19 protein-coding genes are annotated in these 25,553 nt (G+C 70.5%); 12 read left to right on the top strand and 7 right to left on the bottom strand.

The genetic code is table 11. The features are described from left to right. Positions 1-6: 6 nt before the first annotated feature. A complete protein-coding gene (locus tag RIC11_RS04715) occupies positions 7-561 on the top strand; it encodes a DUF1572 family protein (protein ID WP_350208856.1) in 555 nt (184 codons plus the stop codon). On the opposite strand, the gene RIC11_RS04710 is transcribed toward RIC11_RS04715, so the two are convergent. Then, positions 558-959, bottom strand: a complete 402-nt coding sequence (locus RIC11_RS04710; RefSeq protein ID WP_350208854.1) for a type II toxin-antitoxin system VapC family toxin — start codon at positions 957-959, stop codon at positions 558-560. The genes RIC11_RS04715 and RIC11_RS04710 overlap by 4 nt on opposite strands. After that, positions 959-1,210, bottom strand: coding sequence for a hypothetical protein (locus RIC11_RS04705; RefSeq protein ID WP_350208852.1), 252 nt, complete (start codon positions 1,208-1,210; stop codon positions 959-961). Before RIC11_RS04705 ends, RIC11_RS04710 begins: the two co-directional genes overlap by 1 nt. A 169-nt stretch (positions 1,211-1,379) precedes the next feature. On the opposite strand from RIC11_RS04705, the gene uvrA reads away from it, so the two are divergent. After that, on the top strand, positions 1,380-8,558 hold the full coding sequence (uvrA, locus tag RIC11_RS04700) for an excinuclease ABC subunit UvrA (RefSeq protein WP_350208850.1): 7,179 nt from the start codon (positions 1,380-1,382) through the stop codon (positions 8,556-8,558). Between the two features lie 43 nt (positions 8,559-8,601). Here the strand turns inward: uvrA and RIC11_RS04695 are convergent, their stop codons facing one another. Then, positions 8,602-10,131, bottom strand: coding sequence for an SDR family oxidoreductase (locus RIC11_RS04695; RefSeq protein ID WP_350208848.1), 1,530 nt, complete (start codon positions 10,129-10,131; stop codon positions 8,602-8,604). 298 nt (positions 10,132-10,429) lie between these two features. Beyond that, positions 10,430-10,648, bottom strand: coding sequence for a hypothetical protein (locus RIC11_RS04690; RefSeq protein ID WP_350208846.1), 219 nt, complete (start codon positions 10,646-10,648; stop codon positions 10,430-10,432). Between the two features lie 187 nt (positions 10,649-10,835). Here RIC11_RS04690 and RIC11_RS04685 point away from each other — a divergent pair, with 187 nt between their 5' ends. The 3 genes from RIC11_RS04685 to RIC11_RS04675 all read left to right on the top strand — a co-directional run bounded on the left by RIC11_RS04685 (position 10,836) and on the right by RIC11_RS04675 (position 13,422). Beyond that, positions 10,836-11,690: a type III pantothenate kinase gene (locus RIC11_RS04685; RefSeq protein ID WP_350208844.1), complete on the top strand. Its 855-nt coding sequence runs from the start codon at positions 10,836-10,838 to the stop codon at positions 11,688-11,690. Next, positions 11,687-12,865, top strand: a complete 1,179-nt coding sequence (locus RIC11_RS04680) for a GTPase (RefSeq protein ID WP_350208842.1) — start codon at positions 11,687-11,689, stop codon at positions 12,863-12,865. The genes RIC11_RS04685 and RIC11_RS04680 overlap by 4 nt, the downstream gene beginning before the upstream one ends. Before the next feature lie 83 nt (positions 12,866-12,948). Continuing rightward, positions 12,949-13,422 (top strand): hypothetical protein, encoded by a 474-nt coding sequence (locus RIC11_RS04675; RefSeq protein WP_350208840.1) that lies wholly within the window; start codon positions 12,949-12,951, stop codon positions 13,420-13,422. Positions 13,423-13,438: 16 nt separating this feature from the next. Here RIC11_RS04675 and RIC11_RS04670 read toward each other — a convergent pair whose 3' ends face one another. Then, positions 13,439-15,040, bottom strand: a complete 1,602-nt coding sequence (locus RIC11_RS04670) for an HDOD domain-containing protein (RefSeq protein ID WP_350208838.1) — start codon at positions 15,038-15,040, stop codon at positions 13,439-13,441. A 192-nt stretch (positions 15,041-15,232) separates the two neighbouring features. On the opposite strand from RIC11_RS04670, the gene RIC11_RS04665 reads away from it, so the two are divergent. The 7 genes from RIC11_RS04665 to RIC11_RS04635 all read left to right on the top strand — a co-directional run bounded on the left by RIC11_RS04665 (position 15,233) and on the right by RIC11_RS04635 (position 24,276). Then, positions 15,233-18,238 (top strand): YCF48-related protein, encoded by a 3,006-nt coding sequence (locus RIC11_RS04665; RefSeq protein WP_350208837.1) that lies wholly within the window; start codon positions 15,233-15,235, stop codon positions 18,236-18,238. Between the two features lie 181 nt (positions 18,239-18,419). Next, a complete protein-coding gene (gene rpmI / locus RIC11_RS04660; RefSeq protein ID WP_350208835.1) occupies positions 18,420-18,623 on the top strand; it encodes a 50S ribosomal protein L35 in 204 nt (67 codons plus the stop codon). 175 nt (positions 18,624-18,798) lie between these two features. Beyond that, on the top strand, positions 18,799-19,224 hold the full coding sequence (gene rplT, locus RIC11_RS04655; RefSeq protein WP_350208833.1) for a 50S ribosomal protein L20: 426 nt from the start codon (positions 18,799-18,801) through the stop codon (positions 19,222-19,224). Positions 19,225-19,227: 3 nt separating this feature from the next. Further along, positions 19,228-20,304, top strand: coding sequence for a phenylalanine--tRNA ligase subunit alpha (pheS, locus tag RIC11_RS04650; protein ID WP_350208831.1), 1,077 nt, complete (start codon positions 19,228-19,230; stop codon positions 20,302-20,304). Positions 20,305-20,342: 38 nt separating this feature from the next. Next, entirely contained in the window at positions 20,343-20,570 is a 228-nt protein-coding gene (locus RIC11_RS04645; RefSeq protein ID WP_350208829.1) for a hypothetical protein, read from the top strand. A gap of 35 nt (positions 20,571-20,605) precedes the next feature. Further along, positions 20,606-22,666: a phenylalanine--tRNA ligase subunit beta gene (gene pheT / locus RIC11_RS04640; protein ID WP_350208827.1), complete on the top strand. Its 2,061-nt coding sequence runs from the start codon at positions 20,606-20,608 to the stop codon at positions 22,664-22,666. 419 nt (positions 22,667-23,085) lie between these two features. Continuing rightward, a complete protein-coding gene (locus tag RIC11_RS04635) occupies positions 23,086-24,276 on the top strand; it encodes an AMP-dependent synthetase/ligase (protein ID WP_350208826.1) in 1,191 nt (396 codons plus the stop codon). Between the two features lie 4 nt (positions 24,277-24,280). Here RIC11_RS04635 and RIC11_RS04630 read toward each other — a convergent pair whose 3' ends face one another. Both RIC11_RS04630 and RIC11_RS04625 read right to left on the bottom strand, forming a co-directional pair. Continuing rightward, positions 24,281-24,667 (bottom strand): hypothetical protein, encoded by a 387-nt coding sequence (locus RIC11_RS04630; RefSeq protein ID WP_350208824.1) that lies wholly within the window; start codon positions 24,665-24,667, stop codon positions 24,281-24,283. Positions 24,668-24,812: 145 nt separating this feature from the next. After that, positions 24,813-25,217, bottom strand: coding sequence for a hypothetical protein (locus tag RIC11_RS04625; RefSeq protein WP_350208822.1), 405 nt, complete (start codon positions 25,215-25,217; stop codon positions 24,813-24,815). Positions 25,218-25,553 lie beyond the last annotated feature (336 nt).

Here is a 25,553-nt window from a genome sequence, read left to right as displayed (position 1 = left end):
TGAGTGATGCAACCGCAGACAGCAGACACCGACGCGGCCGGCCGGATTTGGCTCGACGAGACCATCACCACCTGGCGGCGGAACAAGGAGCACGCCGACGCGGCGATCGCGCAGCTCGACGAGGCGCAGCTCCGCCGGTCGCTCGACCCGGAGGTGAACTCGGTCGCGGTCGTGATGAAGCACGTGGCCGGCAACCTGCGTTCGCGTTGGGTCGACTTCCTCACCAGCGACGGCGAAAAGCCCGACCGCCGGCGCGATAGCGAGTTCGTCGACGATTACCCCGACCGCGATGCGATGATCGCCGACTGGGAGGACGGCTGGCGGGTGCTCTTCGACGAGCTGGCGAAGCTCCGGCCCGACGACGCGCTCCGCCAGGTCGAGATCCGCGGCGCGAAGCTCCCGGTCCCCGCGGCGATCCTGCGCTCGATCTGCCACTGCTCCTACCACATCGGCCAGGTCGTCCAGACGGCGCGGGTTGTCGCCGGCGACCGGTGGAGCACGCTGACGATCCCGAGGGGGCAGTCGGAGGAATACAACCGGGCACGGTGGGGGCGGGGTTAAGGCGTCCGCCAGTCCTCGACACGCAGGCCGCCGACTCGATGGAAGTGTGAATCGGTTGTCACGAGCGTCAAGTCACGGGCCAATGCGATCGAGGCAATCATGAGGTCGTTCGGACCGATGCGCTCGCCCCTGAGTTCTAACGAATGCCGGATCGCGGCGTAGACCTCAGCGGCGGCGTCATCGAACGGGAACGATTCGCACGCCGAAAGCGCCTTTTCGACGACCTCCACACGCCGGTCTCGCCGCTTGTATTTTCGCGCACCGTGAAGCAGTTCGGCTCGAACGACGGAACAAACAGCGATCTGCTCACGCTTTGAGCCACGCAAGCGGTCCGCGATCGCGATGTCCTGCCCTTTGAAGACGAGTATCCAGGTGCAGGTATCGACCAAGTAACGCATCACCACACCGCCGGCGGGTCCAGCGGCAGTTCTTCAGATGGGTCGAATGGGTCGTCTGACAAGGCGCCGACGATCGAATCGAAGTAACCTGTCGGCCATCCATTGGCGTCTTCTCCGGCAGTCGCCCCGTTCGGCTGGGCGTGCTCGGCGGCCTCAGCGACCGCGTCGCGAACGGTCTGTTCCAGGCGCGCGGCCGCGGCGGCGTCCAGGCGGCTCAGGGCTTCATCGAGTTGTTTGGCGACTGCATGCATGCTGGCGACCGTGTCGTCGGGTGGTGCGAACACCAGGATTATAGCCTGAGCCGTGCGGCCCGCCTAAGCTTCGCTTCACGGGGCAGCACAACTGTCCTAGAATGCTCGGTTCGCCTGAGCCCGCCCCCCCTCCGACGCGCCGCGGCTGCCCCAGCCGCCCCGCCTGTCTATGCCCGCCTCTGACATCGAGATCCGCGGCGCCCGCGAGCACAACTTGCGTGGCGTCGATGTGACGCTGCCGCGCAACCAGCTGATCTGTCTGACCGGCGTGTCCGGCAGCGGCAAGAGCTCGCTCGCGTTCGACACCCTCTTCGCCGAGGGCCAGCGGCGCTACGTCGAGAGCCTGTCGACGTTCGCGCGACAGTTCCTCGGGCAGATGCCCAAGCCGGACGTGGACCATATCTCGGGCCTCAGCCCGTCGATCTCGATTGCGCAAAAGCAGTCCGGCACGAACCCGCGATCGACCGTCGGCACGATCACCGAGATCTACGATTTCTTGCGCGTGCTCTATGCGCGGGTCGGTCAGGGACACTGCCCCAATTGCGGCGAGCCGATCGCCGCGCAGAGCCGCGAGCAGATCCTCGGCCGCATCTTGCTGCTGGAGCCGAAAACCAAGTTCATGGTGCTCGCCCCCGTGGCGCGGCAGCAAAAAGGCGAGCACCGCGACTTGTTCGAGGAGCTGCTCAAGAAGGGCTTCGTGCGCGCGCGGGTCGACGGCGCGGTTTACGAGCTGGCCACCCCGCCGCAACTCGACCGCCAGCGTCGGCACGACATCGAGGTGGTTGTCGACCGTCTGGTGGCCGGCCCCTCGATCCGCGCGCGGCTCAGCGAGGCGGTCGAGACCGCGCTGCGTGTCGGCGGCGGGACGCTCGTCGTCGCGACCGAGGCCGCAACCGAAGCGCCGGCCGAGCCCGACGCGCCCCCCCCGGCGGGCAAGAAGAAGCGGACGCGTGTCGGCGTGAGGCCGGGGGACCTCGTGCTCTCGGCCGATTTCGCCTGCGTGCCCTGCGGCCTGTCGTTCGACCCGCCCACGCCGCAGCTGTTCAGCTTCAACAGCCCGCAGGGCATGTGCCTGACCTGCGACGGCCTCGGCGAGATGTACACGTTCGACCCCGAGGCCCTGGTCGAAGACCCGACCAAGAGCTTCGCCGGCGGGGCGCTGGCTTTCGTCGACCGGTGGCGCGACCTGGGCCGCTGGAAGCGGCACATCTACCAGGGCGTGGCGGACACCATGCAGCGCAAGCTCGGCCTCGCCGAGGGAGTGCTGCTCGAAACGCCCTGGCAAGAGATGGTCGACGAATGGAAGGACCTGTGGCTGTGGGGGACCGGCGAAGAGCACATCACCTTCACCTGGAAGACCGGCCGCGCGACGCAGAAGTACGGCGGCCACTTCGACGGGATCATCCCCGAGCTGCTCGAGAAGTACCGCACGTCGCAGAGCCAGATGCAGATCCGGCAGCTCGAAAAGTACATGCGGGTCATGGACTGCCCGGACTGCGAGGGCCGGCGGCTCAACCCGCAGGCCTCCAGCGTGCGCCTCACCTCGTCCAATGCGCGGTTCGCTGACGGCGCGGCCGAGAAGACCCTGCCGGAGGTGTGCGGCCTCGCGATCGACGACGCGGCGGAGTTCTTCCAGGGGCTGGTGCTCAGCGCGTCGCAGCAGCTGATCGCGAAGGAAGTGCTCAAGGAGGTCCGGGGCCGGCTCGGATTCCTGACCGACGTCGGCCTCGGCTACCTGTCGCTCGACCGCACCGCGCCGACGCTCTCCGGCGGCGAGACCCAACGCATCCGCCTTGCCGGCCAGGTCGGCTGTGGCTTGGTTGGCGTGACCTACGTGCTCGACGAGCCGTCGATCGGCCTGCACCCGCGCGACAACTCCCGCCTGATCGACACCCTCAAGCGCCTGCGTGACCTCGGCAACACGGTGGTCGTCGTCGAGCACGACGAGGACACCATGCGCGCGGCGGACCTGCTGATCGACTTCGGCCCCGGCCCGGGCGTGAAGGGGGGCGAGGTCGTGGCCGTAGGCCCGGCCGACGTGGTCGCCAAGGAAGAGCGCAGCCAGACCGGCGCGTTCCTCGGCGGCCGGCGTGAGATCGCGGTGCCGCGGACGAGGAGGCTTCAGGCGTCGGACCTCGGGCTCCGGGAGGGCGACAGCGGCACAAGCCCCGAAGCCCGAAGCCAGAAGCCCGGGGCGCCGACGCTGCGCATCGTCGGCGCGCGGCACAACAACCTGAAGGGCGTCACGGTCGAGATCCCGCTCGGCGCGTTCGTGTGCGTGACCGGCGTGTCGGGCTCGGGCAAGTCGTCGCTCGTCAACGACATCCTGATGGAGTCGCTCCGCCGCGACCTGATGAAGGGCAAGGGCGAGCCGGGCGAGCACGACCGGATCGAGGGCGTCGAGCACCTGGACAAGGTGATCGCCATCGACCAGTCGCCGATCGGCCGCACGCCGCGCTCCAACCCCGGCACCTACATCAAGGTGTTCGACGACATCCGCGCCCTGTACGCGCAGCTGCCCGAGTCGAAGCGGCGCGGCTACAAGCCCGGGCGGTTCAGCTTCAACGTGGCCGGCGGCCGCTGCGAGGCGTGCGACGGCAACGGCGCCAACAAGCTCGAGATGGACTTCCTGGCCGACGTGTGGGTCACCTGCCAGGTCTGCTCCGGCAAACGCTTCAACCGCGAGACCCTCCAGGTCGAGTACAAGGGCGCGTCGATCGCCGACGCCCTGGAGATGGACATCGTGCAGGCGCTGGCCCACTTCGAAGCGATCCCGCAGATCCACCACAAGCTCACCACGCTGCACGACGTGGGCCTCGACTACCTAAAGCTCGGCCAGCCCTCGCCGACGCTCTCCGGCGGCGAGGCCCAGCGGATCAAGCTCGCCAAGGAGCTCGTTAAGAAATCGACCGGCAAGACGCTCTATGTGCTCGACGAGCCGACCACCGGCCTGCACTTCGCCGACATCGACATGCTGCTAGCGGTGCTGCACAACTTCGTCGATCAGGGCAACACCGTGCTGGTCGTCGAGCACAACCTCGACGTGGTCAAGACGGCCGACTGGGTCGTCGACATCGGCCCCGAGGGGGGCGCCGGCGGGGGCCAGGTGGTCGCCGTCGGGACCCCCGAGCAAGTCTGCCAGCTCTTTGGAGCCGATCCCCCGGCGTCGGTCGTGGGCGAGAAGCGCAAGCGGGCGCAGGACAACGGCGCCGCCGGATCGCCCGTGTTGCGCTCCCACACCGCCGAGGCCTTGGCCCCCTTGCTCAACGGCAAGGCGTCCAACCGATCGACAAAAAAGCCTGCCAGGCGGGCGGCCCGCGAGGTCAAAGCGATCGAGGTGCGCGGCGCCTCGCAGCACAACCTGCGCGCGGTCGACGCGAAGCTGCCGCGCGACCAGATGACCGTGTTCTGTGGCCCCAGCGGCTCCGGCAAGTCGTCGCTCGCGATGGACACGATCTACGCCGAGGGCCAGCGCCGGTACGTGGAGTCGCTCGGCAGCTACGCGCGGCAGTTCGTCGGCCAGTTGCAGAAGCCGGCCGTGGAGCACGTGGAGGGCCTTTCGCCGGCGATCGCGATCGAGCAACGCACCGTGGGCCACACGCCGCGTTCGACGGTCGGCACCGTGACCGAGGTTTACGACTACTTCCGCGTGCTGTTCGCGCGGCTGGGCGACCCCTACTGCCCCGACTGCGAGGCGCCGATCGGCACCCAGACCGCCGACGACGTGACCGACAAGGTCATGGCCGAGCCCGAGGGGACCAAGCTGCAACTGATGGCGCCGCTGGAGCTCGGCGCGGGCGACACGTACGCCGACCTGTTCGCCGGCCTGCTGGCCAGGGGCTACCGCCGCGTTTGGGTCGACGGCCAGACCCACGAGCTCGAGGACCCGCCCAGGATCGACCGCCGGCGGCGCCACGACGTGGCGGTCGTGGCCGACAGGGTGACGGTGCAGGCGTCCAGCCGGCGGCGCATCGCCGAGGCGGTCGAGGCCGCGCTCGGCCTGGGCCACGGCGTGATGATCGCCGTGTACCCCGACCCCGAGAAACCGGAGAACCGCTGGCGGTTCCGCGTGCACAGCCAGCACCTGTCTTGCGAGGCGTGCGGCCGCGCGTTCGACCCCCTCACGCCCCACAACTTCTCGTTCAACAGCTCGCTCGGGTGGTGCCCCGCCTGCGAGGGCCTCGGCACGCAGACCGGCGCGAACCCGGCCGCGCTGTTGCGCGACGAAGAGTTCACGCTCGCCCAGGGGGCGCTGCTGTTGTGGCCCTCGCTGAACAACGACACGGCCAGGGCGATGCTCGCCGCGTTGGCCGAGCAAGCCGACATCCCGCTGGGCGTTCCCTATCGCAAGCTCAGCGCGCGGCAGCGCCGGACCTTGCTGTACGGGACGGGGGAAGCGTGGATCTCTGTCGGCGAGCCCCCGGCCTCAACCGGCGGTGCGAAACAAAAGGCGCCGACCGCTGCGCCGGCCGTCTCGCGATTGAGATTCCAATTCAAAGGGCTGTACCCGGCGCTCGAAGAGGCATCGCGTCTGTCGCCGCGCTTGCGGGCGGCGCTCGAGCACCTGGTCGACGAGATCGAGTGCAGCGAGTGCGGGGGCAGCCGCTTGCGCGACGACGCGTCGGCCGTTCGGTTCCGCGGCCTGACGATCGAGCAGATCGTTCGTTCGCCGCTCGGCGAGCTCCGCGGCACGGTCGCGTCGTGGGAGCTCGACACGCGCGAGAAGAAGATCGCCGGCGAGATCGTCCGCGAGATCAAGAACCGGCTGACGTTCCTCATCGACGTGGGCCTGGAGTACCTCACCCTCGGCCGGCAGGCGCCGAGCCTCTCCGGCGGGGAGTCGCAGCGGATCCGCCTGGCGAGCCAAGTCGGCAGCGGCCTGGTCGGCGTGCTGTACGTGCTCGACGAGCCCACCATCGGCCTGCACCCGCGCGACAACGCGCGGCTGATTGCGGCGCTGCACAAGCTGCGCGACCTGGGCAACACGCTGCTGGTCGTCGAGCACGACAAGGAAGTTGTCGCCGCCGCGGACCGGATCCTGGACTTCGGGCCGGCCGCCGGCGCAGGGGGCGGGCGGGTGGTGGCCGAGGGATCGCCCGAGCAGGTCTCCAAGAAGCGGAAGAGCGTCACGGGCCCCTACCTGTCGGGTAAGAAGTCGATCCCGGTGCCGACCAACCGGAGGCTGTCGATTGCGGAGTGTGGATTGCGGATTGCGGAATCCGGCGGGTCCGACCCGAACCAGAGGCAATCCGCACTCCGCAATCCCAAATCCGCATTCGATTCGCTCCGCGTGGTCGGCGCGCGGCACAACAACCTCAAGAACATCACCGTCGATTTCCCGCTCGGCGCGCTGACGGCCGTGACCGGCGTGTCGGGGTCGGGCAAGTCGTCGCTCGTCAACGAGGTCCTCTACAACCAGCTCGCCCGCACGCTGCACCGCGCGGGCACGACCGCCGGCGCGCACGACCGGATCGAGGGGGTGGAGCACATCAACAAGGTGATCCGCGTCGATCAGTCGGCGCTGGGCAACTCGCCGATGTCCAACCCGGCCACCTACACCGGCGTGTTCGACCTGATCCGCCAGTTGTTCGCCCAGCTCCCCGAGGCGAAGCTCCGCGGCTACCCCGCGCGGCGGTTCAGCTTCAACGTGCCCGGCGGCCGCTGCGAGGAGTGCGAGGGGGCGGGGCAGCGGTGCGTGGAGATGCACTTCTTGCCCGACGTGTGGGTCGAGTGCGAGACCTGCCGCGGCAAGCGCTACAACCCCGAGACGCTCGCCGTGAGGTACCGCGACAGGTCGATCGCCGACGTGCTCGAGATGAGCTGCGCCGACGCGCTCGCCCTCTTCCAGAACATCCCGAAGATCCGCCGCACGCTGCAGACGCTGTGCGACGTGGGCCTCGACTACCCGAGCCTCGGCCAGCCCGCGCCGACCCTCTCCGGCGGCGAGGCGCAGCGTGTCAAGCTGGCCGCCGAGCTGGCCCGTCCCGACACCGGTCAGACGCTCTACCTGCTGGACGAGCCGACCACCGGCCTGCACTTCGACGACCTCGTGAAGCTGCTCGACGTGCTCCACCGATTGGTCGACCTGGGCAACACGGTGGTCGTGATCGAGCACAACCTCGATGTCATCAAGCAGTGCGACTGGGTGATCGACATCGGCCCCGAAGCGGGCAAGCACGGGGGGCTGGTCGTCGGCGCCGGGACCCCGGAAGAGATCGCAGCGTTAGCCTCAGAGAAGCCCACGGCCGGCGAGCCCAAGACGCGGGCCGGGGGCTCGCCGTCGCACACCGCAGAAGCGCTGCGGCCGGTCCTCGCCGCGGGCCCCCACAAGAAGCGCCGGCTCTACCGGCCCGACGACGACTCCCACGACGACGACGTCGACCTCGACGACTTCGGCGCCGACGTGGCCATGCCCTGGGAGTCCGACGGGCGGCGGTGGCACACACGCGACCGCGTCACACGCGACGGGGCGCCGTGCCGCTGGGATGGGAAGATCGTCGAAGAAGTGGAGCGCCGCATCCAAGAGCTCGGCGACTTCGCCCCCACCAACTGGAACAACCGGTCGATCGTCGAGGTCACCGGGCACAAGAAGTCCGACGGCTGGTTCTTCCACGCGCTGACCGGCGAGCGCTGGCTCGTGCGGCTCAAGTTCCGCACGTCCAAGCGAACCTTCAACCGCGACACCCTCTCCGCCGAGCTCGACCTGCCGCCGCTCGACGACCTCGACGACATCGAGGCCTACGGCGCCGGGCCCCGCGTGAAGTGCAAGAACCTCCGCGGCCCCTGGCAAGAGGTGCAGATCGCGGCGCACACGTTGAGAGAGATCGACAAGCCCGAGTTTTGGGCGATGGTCGAGCGGGCCGTCGAGGGGTTCCAGAAGTTCGTCACCCGCGAAGAAAAGAAACCCGAGGACCACATGCCCTGGAAGGTGCTCGGGCAGAAGTGGCACCTGGCGCGCAAGGGCTTCTCGCCCGGCAAGAAGGTGAAGTGGCAGCCGGAGCTGCTCGAGGAGCTGCTCGAGCTGGTCGCCGAAGCGGCGCCCGATGGCGAGTTCCTATGGAACAACAAGGTGCTCGTGCACCGCATGGTCCCGGGGCAGAGCGACCCGTGGGCGACGATCGTCACGAAGCGCGCCGAGAACGTCGAGCTCGCCCTCAACGGCCCCAAGGGCGCGGTGCAGCTCGGGCAGTTCGTTGACCTGGCGGAGGACTGCGAGCTCGACACCCGCCGCGAGGACCGCGACACCGTACGCCTGCGGTTCGACTCCCAAGACGCGCTCTCTCAAAGCGACCTGCCCGACTTCGTGCGGCGCCACCTGGAGGTGAGCGTGGCGGGCGCCGGGGCGTGAGCCGCGCGTCGGGTGGGGCGCCCGATCCGGTCAGGCGCCCCGGTCAGGCGCCGGAGCCGGCTTTGTCGGCCTCGCGCCGCGGGGCCGCTGCGGCTTTTTCTTGTTGGACGGGGCCCTCCGCCGCGCGCTTGATCCCCCGCAGCATGCCGCTGAACACGAAGTGGTGCGCGGGCAGCACCGCGTACCAGTACGCGAGGCCGAACAGCCCCTTGGGCCAGTAGCGGGCGGTCATGCGGAGGTGCGACTCCCGTTCGCCGACCGGATCGATCTCGAACTCGAGCCGCGCCGTGCCGGGCACCTTCATTTCGGCGTGGAGCTTGAGGCTCGTCGGCCTCTCCACCCCAACGACGCGCCAGAAGTCGAGCGCTTCGCCGTACTCGATCTCCTCGGGGTGGCGGCGGCCGCGTCGCAGGCCCGGCCCGCCGACGAGTTGGTCCATCCACCCGCGTAGCCGCCAGAGCGACTCGCCCCAGTACCAACCGTGCCCGCCGCCGACGCGGCAGACCGCGCGGAAGACCTCGTCCGGCGTGGCGTCGATACGGATGTCTCGCTCGTCGCGGAACTCCTTCCCACCCGCCCACGACGGGTCGCCCGGCATCGTGCCGGCCACGGCCCAGTGGGTTGGCACCTGCTCCGAACGCGTGCGGGTCACGGCCCGCCCGATCGCCTCGCGCACGCCGAGCGCGTCGTGCGGCATCAGGCGCTGGGCCGTGTCGTCGGTCACCACAACGCGGTTCCGCAGCCCGTCGGACAGGGGCCGCGCGATCCGGTAGGTGACGGGCGTCACGAGGCTGATCCACGCGGAGCTCAGTCGCGGCGTGAGCACCGGCACGGTCACGATCCACCGCTTGCCGAGCCCCAGCACCTGGGCGGCGGTCTGCATCAGCTCGCGGTAGGTGACCACGTCGGGCCCGCCGATCTCGATCACCCGGCCGGCGGTTTCTGGCGTGGTGAGCGCTTCGCGCAGCCAGTAGAGCACATCGACGATCGCAATCGGCTGGCACTCGGTCGCGACCCAACGAGGCGTGATCATCACCGGCAGCCGGTTGACCAAGTAGCGGAGGATCTCGAACGAGGCCGAGCCCGACCCGATAATGATCGCCGCCCGAAAGGCGGTCACCGGCACGCCGGTTGAACCGAGCACCTCCTCTACCTCGCGCCGCGAGCGGAGGTGCTCGCTGAGGCCGTCCTCCTCGGTGCCAAGGCCGCCCAGGTAGAGGATCCGTCCGACGCCCGCCTCGGCGGCGGCTTGGGCGAAGTTGCTCGCCAGGCGGCGGTCGCGCTCCGCGTAGTCGTCGCCGGCCGACTCCATCGAGTGAACGAGATAATAAGCGGCCTCGCACCCTCGCAGGCACGACGCCAGGTCGCCTGGCTCAGACAGGTCGCTCTTCACCACCTCGACGCCCGGCTCGCTCCGCCAAGGACGGTTGTCGAGCTTCTTCGGCTCGCGGACCAAGCACCTCAGGTGGTAACCCTGCTCCAGGAGCATCGGCGCAAGCCTGCCGCCCACGTAACCGGTGGCGCCGGTCAGCGCGATCGTCTTCGGCGACTGGCTTGTCGCGGGGGGGCTCATGCCGTCGGAAGACTCACAGGGCGCGCTCAGGTAGGAGGGCGTTGCCGGGGAAGGAAGGGCCGCAGGAGCGCGTGCGGCCGGGGCGCCGCGGCGAGGCGGACGGACTCGCCGATATGCAGCTCAGCCGAGAGCCCCAGTCCGGCCACCAGCCCCGTCCCGCGCCCCGCGACGGCAGACAGAGCACGGCGCAGCCGCCACGCGGTCCAGGCAGACCCCACCCGAATGTGGAGAACCGTTCCGTCGCCGACGAATACCACCGGCCGGCCATCGACAACGGCGTCGACGCGGCCGGCGAGCGTCAGTTTGGGGCCGAACCGTTCGCGTTGTCTTGCGTGCGGATCTTCATGGCGCCCTTGAGCCGCCACTGAGCGTGCTCCGCGTCGCCGCCGACGCCACTCGGCACGCTGACCTGAAGGTCGTCGAACTCGTAGGTGATCTCGGCGCCGCGGCCGGTCAGGCGGTCGTAGAGACTAATCGCCAGCTCGGGCCAATTGGTAGTGTGTTCGGCGGTCGCCATGGGAGTGCTCTCAGGTTGGGGTAGGGAGAATTCTGCAAAGACAAAGGGCGTCAAGAGTAGCGTAGGGAGGCCACGGCAAGCGGCAAATCGGCTGGCCCTCGGCGGCGCGGCTTGGTTGCCGGGTTGGCGTGTTGGTCGCCCGCCGCTCGGCGAGCAGCTTGCCGCGCGATGAGCTATCATCTCCCGCGTGTCATCGAACGATGCGTCACCCGCCGGTCTGCTCGCCGCCGATGTCGGAAACACCCGGGTCAAACTCGGCTGGTTTCCCTCAGCGGCGGCGGGGTGCGTGGCCGAAGCGCTCGCTTCCCCGCTTCCAATTTCCGTGCCGCGCCTGCCCGAACCGGCCGCCATTTTCTCTCAGGCGCCTGCGGACCTCGCCGACAGCCTCTTGGCGGAGTGGCTCGACGGGCTGGGCTTCGTCGAGCGGCCCCGTGTGGCGCTGGCCAGCGTGAGCGGGCCCGCGGAACAACTCTTGTCGGATCGGTTGCAACAACAGCGGTTCGCGATCGAGCGGGTAGCCAGCGAAACGGCGCCCATCGCTCTGGGAGTCGACGAGCCCAGCCGGATCGGCGTCGACCGCGTGATGGCCGCCGTCGCGGCGAATCGGCTCCGCCGGGCGGACACGCCCGCGATCGTTGTCGATGTGGGCACGGCCATCACGGTCGACCTCATCTCGGCCACGGGCACGCTCGAAGGGGGCGCGATCTTGCCGGGGCCCACCACCGCGGGAAGAGCCCTGGCCGACACCGCCGACCGCCTGCCGGACGTGCTGTTCGGCGAACTCGACTACGCCCCCGACGCGGTCGGCCGCTCGACCATACCCGCCATCGAGGCCGGCCTCTTCTGGGGCGCGGTGGGCGCGATCCGCGAGCTGATCGCCCGGCAACGGGATCGGCTCACCGCCGCGCCACAAGTTTTTCTCACCGGCGGAGCGGCGCCGTCCGTTGCGAGGCTCATCGGCGGGCCCGACCTGAGCGTTCGCTACGTGCCGCACTTGACGCTCTCGGGCATCGCGGTCGCGGCGGGGCACGACCGCCGATGACCGGGGTGCGTGTGCTCACGCCGAGCGGACGCGCGGCGATCGCTGTCGTCGAAGTCGTCGGGCCCGAAGCGTGCCACCTCGTGGACCGGTGCTTCGCCCCGGCCAGCCGCAGGGCGGTCGCCGACACGGCGATCGACGCGGTGGCGTTCGGGCGGTGGCTGCCCGAGCGTTCCGACCCCTCAGAAGCCGAAGCAGCCGGCGAAGAGATCGTCGTGGTGCGGACCGCGGAGGACCGTGTCGAGGTCCACTGCCACGGCGGCCCTACCGCGTCGGCGGCCATCGTCGGCGACCTCGCCCAAGCCGGCGCGGAGCCGGCCGCCGACGCGCCGCCCAGCACCTTGGGCGAAGAGGCCCACCGCCTGCTTCGTGAGGCGCCGACCGAGCGTGTCGCCGGCGTGCTGCTAGACCAAGCGGCCGGCGCGCTCGTGGGGGCGGTAGAGTCGCTGCTGCGGTGGGTCGAAGCCGGCGACTGGGCCGGCGCACGCGCGGCGATCGACAGGTTGCTCGCGACCGAGCGTATCGGCACGCGCCTGCTAGAGCCTTGGCGGGTGGTGCTGGCGGGCGAGCCGAACGTCGGCAAGAGCAGCCTGATCAACGCGCTGGTCGGTTACCAGCGAGCGATCGTTTACGACCTGCCTGGCACCACCCGCGACGTGGTGACCGCCGCGACCGCGATCCGTGGCTGGCCCGTCACGCTGGCCGACACGGCCGGCATCCGCGACACGCAAGAGCCGCTCGAAGCGGCCGGCGCCACGATGGCGCGGCGCGCCGTCGCGGAGGCGGACGTTGTCGTGCTGGTCGGCGAAGCGGCGCACTACCGCGCGCCCGACGCGGAACTCCGCCGCGATGCGATCGCCGCCGCGGCGGCGGCCAACGCGGTTGTGCTGCGGGTCGCCAACAAGGCCGACCTCTGCCCGCCGTCCGAGGCCGGGCAGGGGGTCATCGCCACGTCGGCCCGCGACGGCTTCGGCATCGCAGCGCTGATCGACGCCGTCGCGCAATCGATCGAGCCAGAGCCGCTGGCGCCCGGAGCGCCGGTTGTCTTCCGCGCGTGGCAGGCGCAGCGGCTGCGGGCGGCCCGTGCGGCCGCTGACCTGCGCGACGCGCGACGCGCCGCGGCGGAGTTGCAAGCGCTGCTGGCGCCCGGTTCGGTCGCAACGATTGGCGAAAGTTGAGGGCCTCGCGGCGCCGAAGCGAGAGAACGGAGCGCCGTTTTCTCGACGCTCCGACGATCCGCCCGTCACGGCCGAGGACTCCTATGCCACGCCTGATCGCTGCCGCCCTGTGCCTGGCCGCCGCGCCGGCCGCGCTCGCCCAGTACCCCGGCGCCGCGGGGCAGCCCGGCCGACCCCAGACCGCCATGGCCGCCCTCGGCCAGACGAACTTGTTGAACCGCCAGCCGATGGCGCGGCAGGCGGCCTACCGGGTCGCCGCACGAAGCGGCGCAGCGCCGGTCGCGCAGGGCAAGCCTTTCTCGGCGGTCAGCTCGTCGCCGACGGTGAGCCCGTACTTGAACCTGTTCCGGAGCGAGGACGACCGGGCCGCGCCGAACTACTACACGTTCGTGCAGCCCCAGATCCAGCAGAACGAGATGGCCCAGCAGCAGCGGATGCAGCTCGACCGCTTGCAGCGGCAGGTCCAACAGGCCTCGTACAACCGCCCGACGGTCCCCTCGACCGGCCCCGCGCGCTACGGCGACACGGGTCGCTGGTACAGCGGGTGGCAGCGGTAGGCCGCGGGCGTCGGCGTCAGAACAGCTCGATGCTTTTGACGGCGGGGCCGGCGACCTCGATCGCCGCCGCCAGGCAACGCCCGGCCGCTTCGATCAGTTGCTCGGGGCAGAACGTCCGCGACACCTGCGTCACGCCCGCGACGCCCACGTTGATCACCGCGCCGGACTCTCGAGCGGCGTCGGTCGCCAGGCCTGACCAGACGCGGTGCGCGTCGTGGCGGTCGAGCCCCGGCATGTGCACGCCGCTGCTTGCGGTGTTAAGCGCGGTCCAGGCGGCGGCGTTCAGGTCGTCGGCCCAGTGCGCCCCGGCGAGCCAGCTCCGCAGCCAAGCGATGCTCGGGCGGCCATCGTCGGCGGCAACCGACACGCACACCAACGCCAGAGACAACGGCCGCCGCTCTTGGCGGCACCGACGAACCGCGAGCTCCGCGTGCCGCGACAGTCGCTGTAGCGCGTCGGAGGGAAACTGCTCGGCGCGATGGGGAGCCCGCGGGCCTTCCGCGCCGGAGTGCGCCGGTCGCGCCGCAACCGGCGGCGGATCGACGAGGAGGAAGTCCCGCACGGCGGCCGACAAGCGTTGTGTCTCGTTGAGCAGGTCTTCGCTCACCCGGTCATCACCGAGATCGGGCTCGGCGGGCGGGGCGTCGTTGAGCAACCCGATAGCGGCCTCGTCCGACGCCGCGGCCAACCGCCGCTGGGCTTCGCCGAGCGTGCGTTCGTAGGCTGCTTGGTCGGGGATTTCCACAGCGAGCGCGTCGGCCATCTGCCGCACGCGGCTCAGGAGCGACGCGAGCAGGTCGTTCACCGACCGGGACGAGAGCCCGCACCAACGGCTGCCCCACCGAAGCAGCGGGTCGAGCGCAAGCAGCTCGCGGTCAACCAAAAGCCGAGCCGCACGCGACGCCAGCCACAGCGACTGGGCCAAGCAGGCGGCGTCGCCCCGGAGGCGATCGAGTGTCGCCGGGTCGCTCGACTGCAGTTCGATCGCGTCGGAGAAGCATTCTGGCAGCCCCCACCGACGCAGCAGCGCCGCCGAGAGCTGCCGGTGATCGAACCCGAGCGCTTCGAGCTCGGCCGGTTCCGCCGCCAGCCGACCCCGATCGGGCCGGCCCGACTGGGTCGCCGCCAACAGCCCGGCGTACGGCTCGCCCAATTGGCCCAGCAGCGCCAGGCGGCCAACGCCCTGCATCAAGCCCGCGACCAAGGCCTCGTCGCCAAGCCGGCCCCAACGCGTTTCGGCGAGCGCTCGGGCGGCGCCGGCGGTTGTCAGCGTGCCGCTCCAGTACCGACGCAGTTCATCTGCGCGGAGGCCCTCGAACAGCTTATCGGGCAGCGCGAAGCCCAGGACCAACAGCTTCAGCGGCCGCACGCCCAGCAACGCGACCGCTTGCGGCAGCGAGGTCACCTTGGCTGGCAACCCATACAAAGAGCTGTTGACCACCCTGAGCAGCTTCGACGCGAGGGCCGGGTCGCTCTGGAGGCACTCGCACAGGGCCTGCGCGTCGACCGTCGGCTCGTCCGTCAGCCGCATCACCTCGAGCGCCACGGTGGGCAGCGAGTAGAGCCGATCCGAGCGGGCGAGGATCGCCTCGAGCGTCGTAGCGGCGGTCGGTGGCATCGGCGGGGGAGCGGGATCGGGGCGGACAAGGCGGCGGGTCCGACAAACCTAGGTCACGCCCCGCGCCAGCGGCGCCGGCGCCGTCCGCACAACCGCTACGGCCTCGCCCGTCGGTTCGTGTTGGGGCCGGCCGGCCGACCCGGTTAGACTGCCGCACCCCAACACAAACCCCTGCCAGAGAGGCTCGCAAGGATGCGACCCCGTGCGGATTACCTCGCCCGACTGCTGCTCGGACTGCTCTGCGCGCCCGCGGGCGCCGGCGCGGCGGCCGGCTCGCTAGACGACGTGCTCGCCGGCGAGGGGTCGCTCCGCGACGTGGACTTCGTCGACGCGAGCCGCGGCGTGGCCGTCGGCGACCGGGGGCTGATCCTCCACACCGACGACGGCGGACGAACCTGGCGGCGCGCGGCGCCCTGCACCGATTCGCGGCTCGACGCGGCGTCGTTCGTCGACGAGCAGCACGTGTGGGCCGTCGGTGGAACGCTGCGCGCTTACACGCACGAGTCGCGCGGCGTGGTCGCCGCGTCGGACAACGGCGGCCGCGATTGGCGTGTCGTGAGCGCGGCTCCGGCGCCCCGCTTGCGCACGCTGAGGATGTTCGACTTGCGACACGGTGTGGCCGCCGGCGACTCGACGCCCGCCGCCCCGTCCGGCGTGTGGGCCACCGACGACGGCGGCCAGACTTGGCGCCCGCTCGCGGGCGAGGCGGCCTCTGATTGGCTCGCAGGCGACTTCCTCCGCGACCCGCTGGGCGAGGCCGCCGGCGTGGTCGCCGGCCTGCGCGGGGCGATCGCCGGCGTGGCCGGCATGCGTACGACACCCTCGGTCGCGTCCGGCGGCCGGCGCGGCGGGTACGCGGTCGCTCTGGGCGATTCGTTGCGCGGCTGGCTCGTTGGCGACGGCGGCATGGTCCGCACCACAGCCGACGGCGGCGTCAGCTGGGCGGCGCCGCCCCGTGACCCGCCGGTCGCGCTCGGCGAGTGGTTCAACTGGCGTGCGGTCGCTTGCCGCGGCGATCGCGTGTGGGTGGCCGGTTCACCGGGCTCGATCTTGCTCCACACCGCCGACAGCGGCCAGACCTGGACGGCCTCGCCGACGGGCGTCACCACGCCGATCACGGCGATCGATTTCGTCGACGAACGGCGCGGCTGGGCCGTGGGGGAGTTCGGCGTGATCCTCGCAACCAGCGACGGGGGGATGTCGTGGACAACCCAGCGCGCCGCGCCACGCCGCGCCGCGTTGATGGTCGTCGCCGCCGGGCCGGAAGACCTCCCCGCCGAGGCGCTGGCTTCGGCCGCGGCCGCGGGCGGCTACCGCACGGCGATCGCCCTGCCGCTGCTCCCCGAGTCGCCCGGCGCCGCGGCGGACGAGGCCTCCCGCGCGGCGCTGGCCGGCGAGCAGCTCGGCGCCGACGCCCTCGCCGCCGGTTGGTCCACCCCGCTTCGCCCCGCCGACCGAACGCTCCGGCGCGACCGGCTCCTCGAGCGGCTCGACCGGCTCACCGACTCGCAGGCCGCGGAGCTGCTCGCCGGCGAGTTGCAGCTCGCGCTGCTGGCCTACCGCCCCGACGTGGTCGTGGTCGCTGGCGATGGGGGCGCCGCGGAGCTGCTCGCCGAGGCCACGCTCACCGCGGCCGATCGGGCCACGAAGACCCCGCCCGCGGCCGCTCGCCTGCCGCCTTGGACCACTCGCCGAGTGGCGCGGATCGCCGCTGCGGCCCCCGCGGGTCTGGAGTCGACGGTCCATCGGCTGCCCACCGGCGACTTCCTGCCGTCGCTGGGGGCCACGCCCTCGGGCTGGCGCCACGACGCGCGGGGCCTGCTCGCGGACGACTACGCCGCCGCGCCGGCCGCGTTCCATTGGTGGACCGTCGCCGGCGACACGCCCCCGTCGGCGGCCAGCGACCTGCTGAGCGGGATCAACCTGGATCGCGGCGGACCCGCCCGCCGCGCCGCGGCTGTGGCCCCGACGGAGCGGCTCGACCAGCTCCGCCGCGTGGCCCAGAAACGCCGCAACATGGAGCGCCTGCTCGCCACCACCGCCGGCGACCCGGCGTGGGCTGGGCAGGTCATGAACCTGACCGGCGGGCTCGACGCGGAATCTGGCGCGCAGCTTTTGAGGCAGCTCGCCGACGGCTACCGCGAAGCGGGCCAACTCGAACAAGCCGCCGAGACGCTCTACCTGCTCGCGCGGAGGTACCCCGAGTCGCCGCTGGCGGACGCGGCCCTTGTTTGGTTGACGCAGCATTACGCGTCGGGCGAACGCCGCCACGCGGCCACCCAGAGCCAGAGCGTCGAGCTGCGGTCGCAGCCGAGCACGCTCCTGAGCGTCGACCCCGCGTCGGTCGCGCCGCCGGCGCCCGACAAGTCGGGGGTCGCCTCGGGCGAAGAGCGGCTGGAGCGTGCGGCCCAGCTGCTGGAGTACCTGCGCCAAGCCCGCCCCGCGTTGCACGCGCGACCGGTCCTCCGCTTCACCGAGGCCGCGGTAGCGCGCGACCGCGGCTTCGCGGCCGACGCCGACCGCATCGCGTTGTTGCTGTCGAAGCGGCAGATCGGCGAGCCTTGGCGCCGGGCGGCCGAGGCCGAGCGGTGGCTCGCCGACCCCGAGGGCCTGCCTCCCGAGAAGCCCCTCGCCGCCTGCCGCTACACGCCCCGGCGGCCGCTGCTCGACGGCGCGCTCGACGAGCCCGCTTGGCGCGGCGCCGAGGCGATCCGTGTCACCGACCCACGCAGCGGCGAACCGGCCGCGACGGTCCGCTTCTTGCGCGACGAGGCGTTCTTGTTCCTCGCCATCGAGGCCCCCGGCGCCGCGCCGCCTGAGGACGATCCCTCCCAGCCGCGCCCGCGCGACGCCGACCTCGCCGAGCGAGACCGCTTGTCGATCCGGATCGACGTGGACCGCGACTACGCGACGGCCTACGAGCTGGCTATCGACAGCCGCGGCTGGACGCACGACGCCCTCTGGGGCGACCCGCACTGGCGGCCGAGCTGGTGGGTCGCCGCCGCGTCGGACGCAGCCTGCTGGCGTGCCGAGGCCGCGATCCCGCTGTCGGAGCTCGTTCCCGCCGACCGCATCGAGCGGGCGGCATGGGCCGTGTCGCTGCGGCGGTTGCGGCCGGCCGAAGCCGCGGCCGGGTGGCCCGCTGGGGAGGCCGCCGACGGCTCGCCGGACGCGTACGGCCTGCTGTTGCTGGATTGAACCGGCACACCGGCTGGTCCGCCGCTGGATCGGGCGGGCCGGGACGGCCGATCAGCCTTCGGAGCCCTTCCACCCGGTTTGCCGAGTCGCTACGCTACGGGGCTCGCGATCCGAACGCGCCCCTGCGCGGGGCCGATCGCCCCGGAGGGCGAGCCGAAGCGCCCCGCACGGAGAGACCCCGATGCCAAAGCAAAAGACCCACAAAGCCAGCAAGAAGCGGTTCCGCCTGACCGCGAGCGGCAAGGCCAAGCACCGCATGAGCGGCACGAGCCACCTCGCCGCGCGGATGAGCCAGAAGCGCAAGCGCCAGCTCCGCGGCACGACCGTGACGACCGACAACAACTCGAAGAAGATCGCCGAAGTGCTGGCGGGAAACAGCTACTGAGTCAGGCGGGAGGCCGGAGACGGGAGGCCGGAGGGTCCAAAGAGCGATTCCCTCCGGTCTCCCGCCTCCGGCCTTCGGCCTCTTCGCCCCAAGCCGATCGGGCGTCAGAACAGCGGGTAAGCCCCCCACCGGGGCGCCGCGGCCTGGATCGCGCAACAACCTGGAGTTCCGACCGATGCGGACCACCGGCGGCGCAGCGCGCCACAAGAAGAACAAGCGGATCCTCAAGCAAGCCAAGGGCAACCGCGGCGGACGCGGCAACCTGCTCCGCACCGTCAAGGAGACGAACCTCCGCTCCGGCGTGTACTCGTTCCGCGACCGCAAGGTCCGCGCGCGCGAGTTCCGCAAGCTGTGGATCACCCGGCTGAACGCCGCCTGCCGCCAGCGCGGCCGCCGCTACAGCGAGTTCATCCACGCGCTCAACACGCTGGGCATCGAGCTCGACCGCAAGTCGCTCTCCGAGATGGCCATCCACGACGAGGCCGCCTTCGACGTGGTCTTCGCCAAGTGCGAGGAGTTCATGAAGGACCAGGACTCGAAGCGCCAGAGCCGCGAAGCCGAAGAGAAGAAGGCCCGCGAAAAGGCCGCAGCGCCTGCCTGAGCCGTGGCCCTCAAGGACTTCCTCGCCGAGCTCGACACGCTCGAGTCCGACGCCCGCGCGGCGCTGGGCTCGGCCGCCGACGCCGGCGCGCTCGAGGCGGCCCGCGTCGAGTACCTCGGCGCGAAAGCGGGCCGCCTCAAGGCGATCCAGAAGGGGATGGGCGCGGTCGACAAGGCCGACAAGCCCGCCGCCGGCCAGCGGCTGAACGCCGTGAAGCAGGCGGTCGAGGCCGCGCTAGAGGACGCGCAAGCGAAGCTCAACTCGGGCGCCGTGAAGTCCGCCGCGCCGGCCATCGACGCCACCCGCCCCGGCCGCCCCGTGCGCCGCGGCCGGCTCCACCCGATCACGCAGACGATCGAGCGGATGAAGGAGATCATGGGCCGGCTCGGCTTCACGGCCGTCGAGGGGCCCGAGATCGAGGACGACTGGCACAACTTCGTCGCGCTGAACATCCCGGAGATCCACCCGGCGCGCGACCCGCTCGACAACTTCTATTTGTCGGTCGCGAGCGGGCAGCAGGCAGAGGGCAGCGGGCAGCAAGAATCTCAAGCGGCGCTGGGGCCCGACGGAAAGCCGTTGCTCTTGCGGAGCCAGACCTCCACGGTGCAGATCCGCACCATGGAAACGACGCCGCCGCCGGTGCGGATCGTTTCGCTAGGGCGCGTGTACCGGCCCGACACGGCCGACGCCACGCACTACCCGATGTTCCACCAGATGGAGGGCCTCTGCGTCGCGCCGGGCGTGACGATGGCCGACCTGAAGGGCGTGCTGCAGATGTTCTGGCAGTCGTACTTCGGGCTGGAAGGCGAAGAGCATGTCGACGTGCGATTCCGGCCGAGCTTCTTCCCGTTCACCGAGCCGAGCGTCGAGTGCGACATCTGGCACGACGGGCGTTGGATGGAGATCGGCGGCGCCGGCATGGTCGACCCGAACGTGCTCCGCGCGGTCGGCTACGACCCGGAAGAAGTCACCGGCTTCGCGTTCGGCCTGGGCATCGAAAGGATCTGCATGCGGCAGCACGGGATCACGGACATCCGGGACCTGTACGCGAACGACGTGCGTTTCTTGGCTCAGTTCTAGAGACTCACCGCGGAGGCGCGGAGGACACGGAGCAGACTGTGGCGACGATCGAACTGACGGCAGACGAGTCACTCGTTCTTTTCGATTTCTTGCCACAATACGCTACCGACCACGAGCCGCTTGAGGTTCGTCACATGGCCGGTCAAATCGTGCTCTGGGACATGTGCTGCCTACTAGTGAAGCAATTGGTCAAGCCCATCGATTCGATTTACCAGTCATTGCTTGAAGCGGCTAGAAAGCAAGTTAGCGGCGAGCACACGGAGTAAAACCTCCGCGTCCTCCGCGCCTCCGCGGTGAATTTATGATCGTCAGCACCGACTGGCTCGCCGATTACGTCAAACTCCCCGAGTCGCTCGACGAGCTGACCGAGCGGCTCACGCTCACGGGGCTCAACCTCGAAGGGGTCGAGCCGATCGGCGGTGACACGGCCGTTGACCTCGAAGTCACCAGCAACCGGCCCGATTGCCTCGGGCACATCGGCGTCGCGCGCGAGGTCGCGGTCCTGTGGGGCCAGGAGCTAAAGAAACCCGAGCCGCGTCCGTCAGGAAGCGACCGAGCGGTTTCTGAGCAAACCGCCGTCGAAATCACCTGCCCGGAGCTCTGCCCTCGCTACACCGCGCGATTGATCCGCGGCGTGAAGATCGGCCCCAGCCCGGAGTGGCTGCAGAAGCGGCTCACTACTCTCGGGATCGCCGTCATCAACAACGTGGTCGACGCGACCAACTACGTGATGATGGAGATCGGCCAGCCGCTGCACGCGTTCGACTTCGCCAAGCTGAAGGGCGGCCGGATCGTCGTCCGCCGGGCGCGGCCGGGCGAGCCGTTCCAGGCGATCAACCACAAGGAGTACACGCTGTCGGGCGACGAGGTCGTCATCGCCGACGCCGAGCGCCCCGTCGCGATGGGGGGCGTCATGGGGGGCGCCGACTCGGAGGTCAGCGACTCGACGGTCGACGTGCTCATCGAGTCGGCCGACTTCGCGCCGCTCGCGATCCGCAGCGCCGCTCGGCGGCACGTGCTGCACAGCCCCAGCAGCTACCGCTTCGAGCGTGGCGTCGACCCCGAGGGGATCGACTGGGCCAGCCGCCGCTGCTGCGAGCTGATCCTCGAAACGGCCGGCGGCGAGCTGCAAGAGGGCGTGGTCGACGTGAAGTCGTCTGCCTGGGTCGAGCCGGCCGACCGCCGCTTCGACCAGGGGCGCGACCACATCAAGCTCCGCTACCCGCAGATTGCGCGCGTGCTGGGCATCGACATCCCCGATGACACGGTCCGTAAGATCCTCACCGACCTCGGCTGCGAGGAGACCCACAACTGCGACCACTGCGTCAAAGTCGTCCCGCCGACTTGGCGGAGCGACCTGACACGCGAGTGCGACCTGATCGAAGAAGTCGCCCGCATCCACGGGTACGACAAGATCCCGACCGAGACCACGCTGCCGATCGTCATGTCGGCCAAGCGAAGAGACGATCATGTCGTCGAGCAGGTCCGTACGCTGCTGGTCGGCGCCGGCTTCGACGAGGCCTACACCCTCAGCGCCGTGGAGCCCGACCTGGCCGACGCGTTCTCCCCCTGGTCGAACCAGCCGGACGTGGCGGGCGAGCTGGCGACCGGCACGGCCGTGCTGCGTCGCGCGAACCGGCTGCGGCAGAGCGTCGTGCCGAGCTTGCTCGCGTGCCGCCGCACGAACGAGACGCTCTCCAACCCGGTCGTCGAGCTGTTCGAGATCGCCAAGGTCTACCTGCCGCGCGAGGGCCAACTGCCGATCGAGAAACGCGTGCTCGCGCTCACCTCCGGCGGCGGTCTGCTCGAGCTCAAGGGCGTGGTCGAAGAACTGGCCCGCGCGATCGCGCCGTCGAAGGAACTCTCGGTCACCGAAGCCCGCGGCGAGCTGCTCGACCCGTCGCGCTGCGCGGGCCTGCTGCTGGGCGGCGCGCCGCTCTGCCTGTTGGGCGAGTTGAGCGAGGCGGGCCGCGACCGCTTCGGCCTCCGCGGACCCGCCAGTGTCGCGGAGCTCGACCTGGAGCTCCTCATCGGCGGCGCCGAGCTGGTCCGCACCACGCGGCCGCTCTCGAGCTACCCGCCCGTCGCGCGGGACCTGAATATCGTTGTCAACGAGTCGGTCCCCTGGGTGTCGATCGAGTCGGTCGCGCGCTCCGCCGGCGGCGAGCTCGTCGAGCAGATCACCTTCGGCGACGACGCGTTCCGCGACCCAAAGCAGCTCGGCCAGGGCAAGAAGAGCGTCGTGTTCGGCGTGCAGCTCCGCTCGATGGAGGGAACGCTGACCGGCGAGCAGGCCGACGAGGTGATCAACCGGATCGTCGCGGCGCTCAAGTCGGAGCTGGGCGGCGAGCTTCGCGCTTAAGCCCTGACTGGGGACCGCCGGGCGCCGCCCCGCGAACGCCCACAGCGCAACCGAAGAAAGCCCGGAGGGCGGCAGCGCGTAGCCCCGGGGCGCCAGCCCCGGGTCGGCGGGCCGCGCGATAGGATGAGCCCCGGAGGGGCGACAGCGAGGTTAGCGTTGCGTTGCTGCCGCCCTCCGGGCTCTGGCGGAATCGATCGATGTTGAACGATGTCGGATTGAAATCGATTGCCGAACTATACGCCGACTCCCTCGAGCGCGGCGGCGATCGACCTGCGCTCGGCTGGCGCCAGGACGCCGGCCTGGAATGGCTTTCGTGGGCGGACATACAGAGGCAGGTCCGAGAGAGCGTGGCTCTTTGGGAACCTTGGCGGGGCATGGATTTCGCGTGGGATGAGAGCAAAGGCAGCTTGCTTCACCCTGTGATCGATGACATCGCGTTCCGCCTAATTGGAGTTACACGCACTCCCGAAGGCTTCGATCGAGGGATCGAGTTCGACGACCTCGCCACCATCGCCGAAACCGCCGGAACGTCTGGCGAGCCGCGCGGCGTGATGCTCACCGAAGAGAACCTCGCCTCGAACGCGATCGCCCTCAGCGAGGCCTCCGGCGGAGATGGCGACGAGCTGCGGCTCTCCTTCCTGCCGATGGAGCACCTCTACGCGCGCACGTGCGACCTCTACACGTGGATCGTGCGCGGGTCGCGGCTCGTGCTGGCCGATAGCCCGAAGACCGTGTTCCGCGACGCGAAGATCGTGCGGCCGACGGTCATCAACGGCGTGCCGTACTTCTTCCAGAAGGCGATCGACCTGGCGGAGGCCAACGGCGAGTCGCTCCGCTCGTTGCTCGGCGGCGAGATCAAGCGCTGCTACTGCGGCGGCGCGCCGCTGTCGCCGGCTGTTGAGCAGCGGTTTTTCGATGAGGGCGTGCCGCTCTTCACGGGCTACGGGCTCACGGAGGCCTCGCCCGTCGTGACCGTCAACACGCCGGCCGCGCACAAGCTCGGCACGGTCGGCCGGGCGTTGCCCGGTGTAGAAGTGCGGATCGCTGAGGATAGCGAGGTCCTCGTCCGCGGGCCGAACGTGATGCTCGGCTATTGGGACGACCCCGCGGCCACCGCCGACACGCTCCGCGACGGCTGGCTGCACACGGGCGACCTGGGCGAGCTCGACGCGGAGGGCTTCCTCACGATCACCGGCCGTAAGAAAGAGTTGATCGTGCTGTCGACCGGCAAGAACGTCGCGCCGTCGCGCGTGGAGGCGCTCTTGTGCGCCTCCCCGTGGATCGAGCAGGCGTGCGTCGTGGGCGACGGCGAAAAGGGCCTCCGCGCGCTAATCGTGCCCAGCCGCGAGCGCTTGCGCGCGGAGGTCCGCAAGCGTCGGTTGTGGGTCTTCTCGAAGCGCGGCGCGCTTGCGCACGCCGCGATCCGAGCGCTTTACCGGCAAGAGATCGACGAGCGTTTGGCCAACGCGGCGCCCCAGGAGCAGGTGCACGCGTTCACGCTCATCGGCCGCGGCTTCGACCGCGAGCGGGGGGAGATGACCGCCAAGCTGAGCCTCCGCCGGGAGACGATCTCTCAGCGGTTCGCGCGAGAGATCGCCGCCGCGCGGTGAGGCCTCAGTCGCGCAGCAGATTGAGGATCTCTTCCGCGGCGAAGCCGAGCGTGAGCCGCTGCGACGGCTCGCCTTGGGCGCGGCGCCAGCGGGAACGGGCGCGGCGGATGTAGTGCTGGCGGGTCTCGTTGAGCAAGCGGCGATCGACCGCGCCGGAGGCCTCGTGAAGCAAGCCGGCCGCCGCGTCGAGCGCGTCGGGGTCGCCCGCCAGGGCGGCGAACACCGCGTCGTCGAGCCGCTCGAGCCGCTCGAGCGAGTCGCGCGGGATCGCGCGGCCGTCGCGGCCGACCACCCGCGCGTTGGGCGAAGCCGCGCCGGGCTCGCGGCGCACGCGGGTGGGCGCGCTAGCGGGCAGCGGGATCGATCGGCGGCGTCGGTCGGCGGTGACCATGGGTCTTAGCTGAGAGAATCGGTGGGGCACGCAGAATCCGTCTAGCCGTTGCGGCAGACACCCGAGAGACAAGAGTAGGTCGCGATCGGGTTCGCGCGGGGCGCGCTGGTCGATTAGAAACCGCTCGGGTGGGGCTCCGCCCGGTTTAAGCGTCTTGGAGGGCGCCGTCGAATTCGTCGGCGACGGCGTTGAGCCGCGCGGCCAGTTCGTTGTTGACGGTCTGCGCCTGGAGCAGCTCCTCGGTGCGTTGTCGCAAAGTCTGTTCCAATGTCCGGACCCGTTCGCGGGAGAGCCGCAGGTCGTGCTCGAGCCGCTTCCGGCGTTCGGCGGCCGCTTCCAGGCGCTCTTCGGCTTCCCGCTGCGCGGCCTTCTCTGCTTCGTCGGCTTCGCTCAGCAGATCGGCGTACTCGTCGATCCGCCGCACGGCCTCCTCGAGCGGGTCGAGCAGGCTCTTGAACTGTTGGCCGTAGGTTTCTTCGAGCTCGCCCCAGCGGGTGACCAGCTCGCACAGCGGCTGCACCTCGGGCGCGTCGGCGTCGGCGCCTGTCATGCGGTCTCCGGAGAGGTTTGGCCAGACGAGAGAGGGTGTGCGAGCCGCTTGCGGCCGGACCCACCCGAAAGGTACGCCAGGAAGGAGCTCCGGGCCGGGGGAATCCCCGAAGCGGGCGCTAGACTCGACGCCGCGCGGCCAGCCTCGGCGGGTTACCCGGCTTGTGAGTCGGCCACCGAGCCGAAAGCCGGCGCAGCGGCCGAACGAGCCGACACGCGCTCTGCGGCGGCGGGGCGCCCCGAATTTGTGGGAGGGGTCTCCAGACCCCGACGACGCGTTGCACGCCGTTTACCGGCTGGACACACCGTGGATCGGGCCTGGCGGGCCCCCACAAGG

The sequence above is a fragment of the Botrimarina sp. genome (assembly GCF_040219535.1).
In the GTDB taxonomy this organism is placed as follows: domain Bacteria; phylum Planctomycetota; class Planctomycetia; order Pirellulales; family Lacipirellulaceae; genus Botrimarina.
This window is presented reverse-complemented; position numbering and strand designations above follow the sequence as displayed.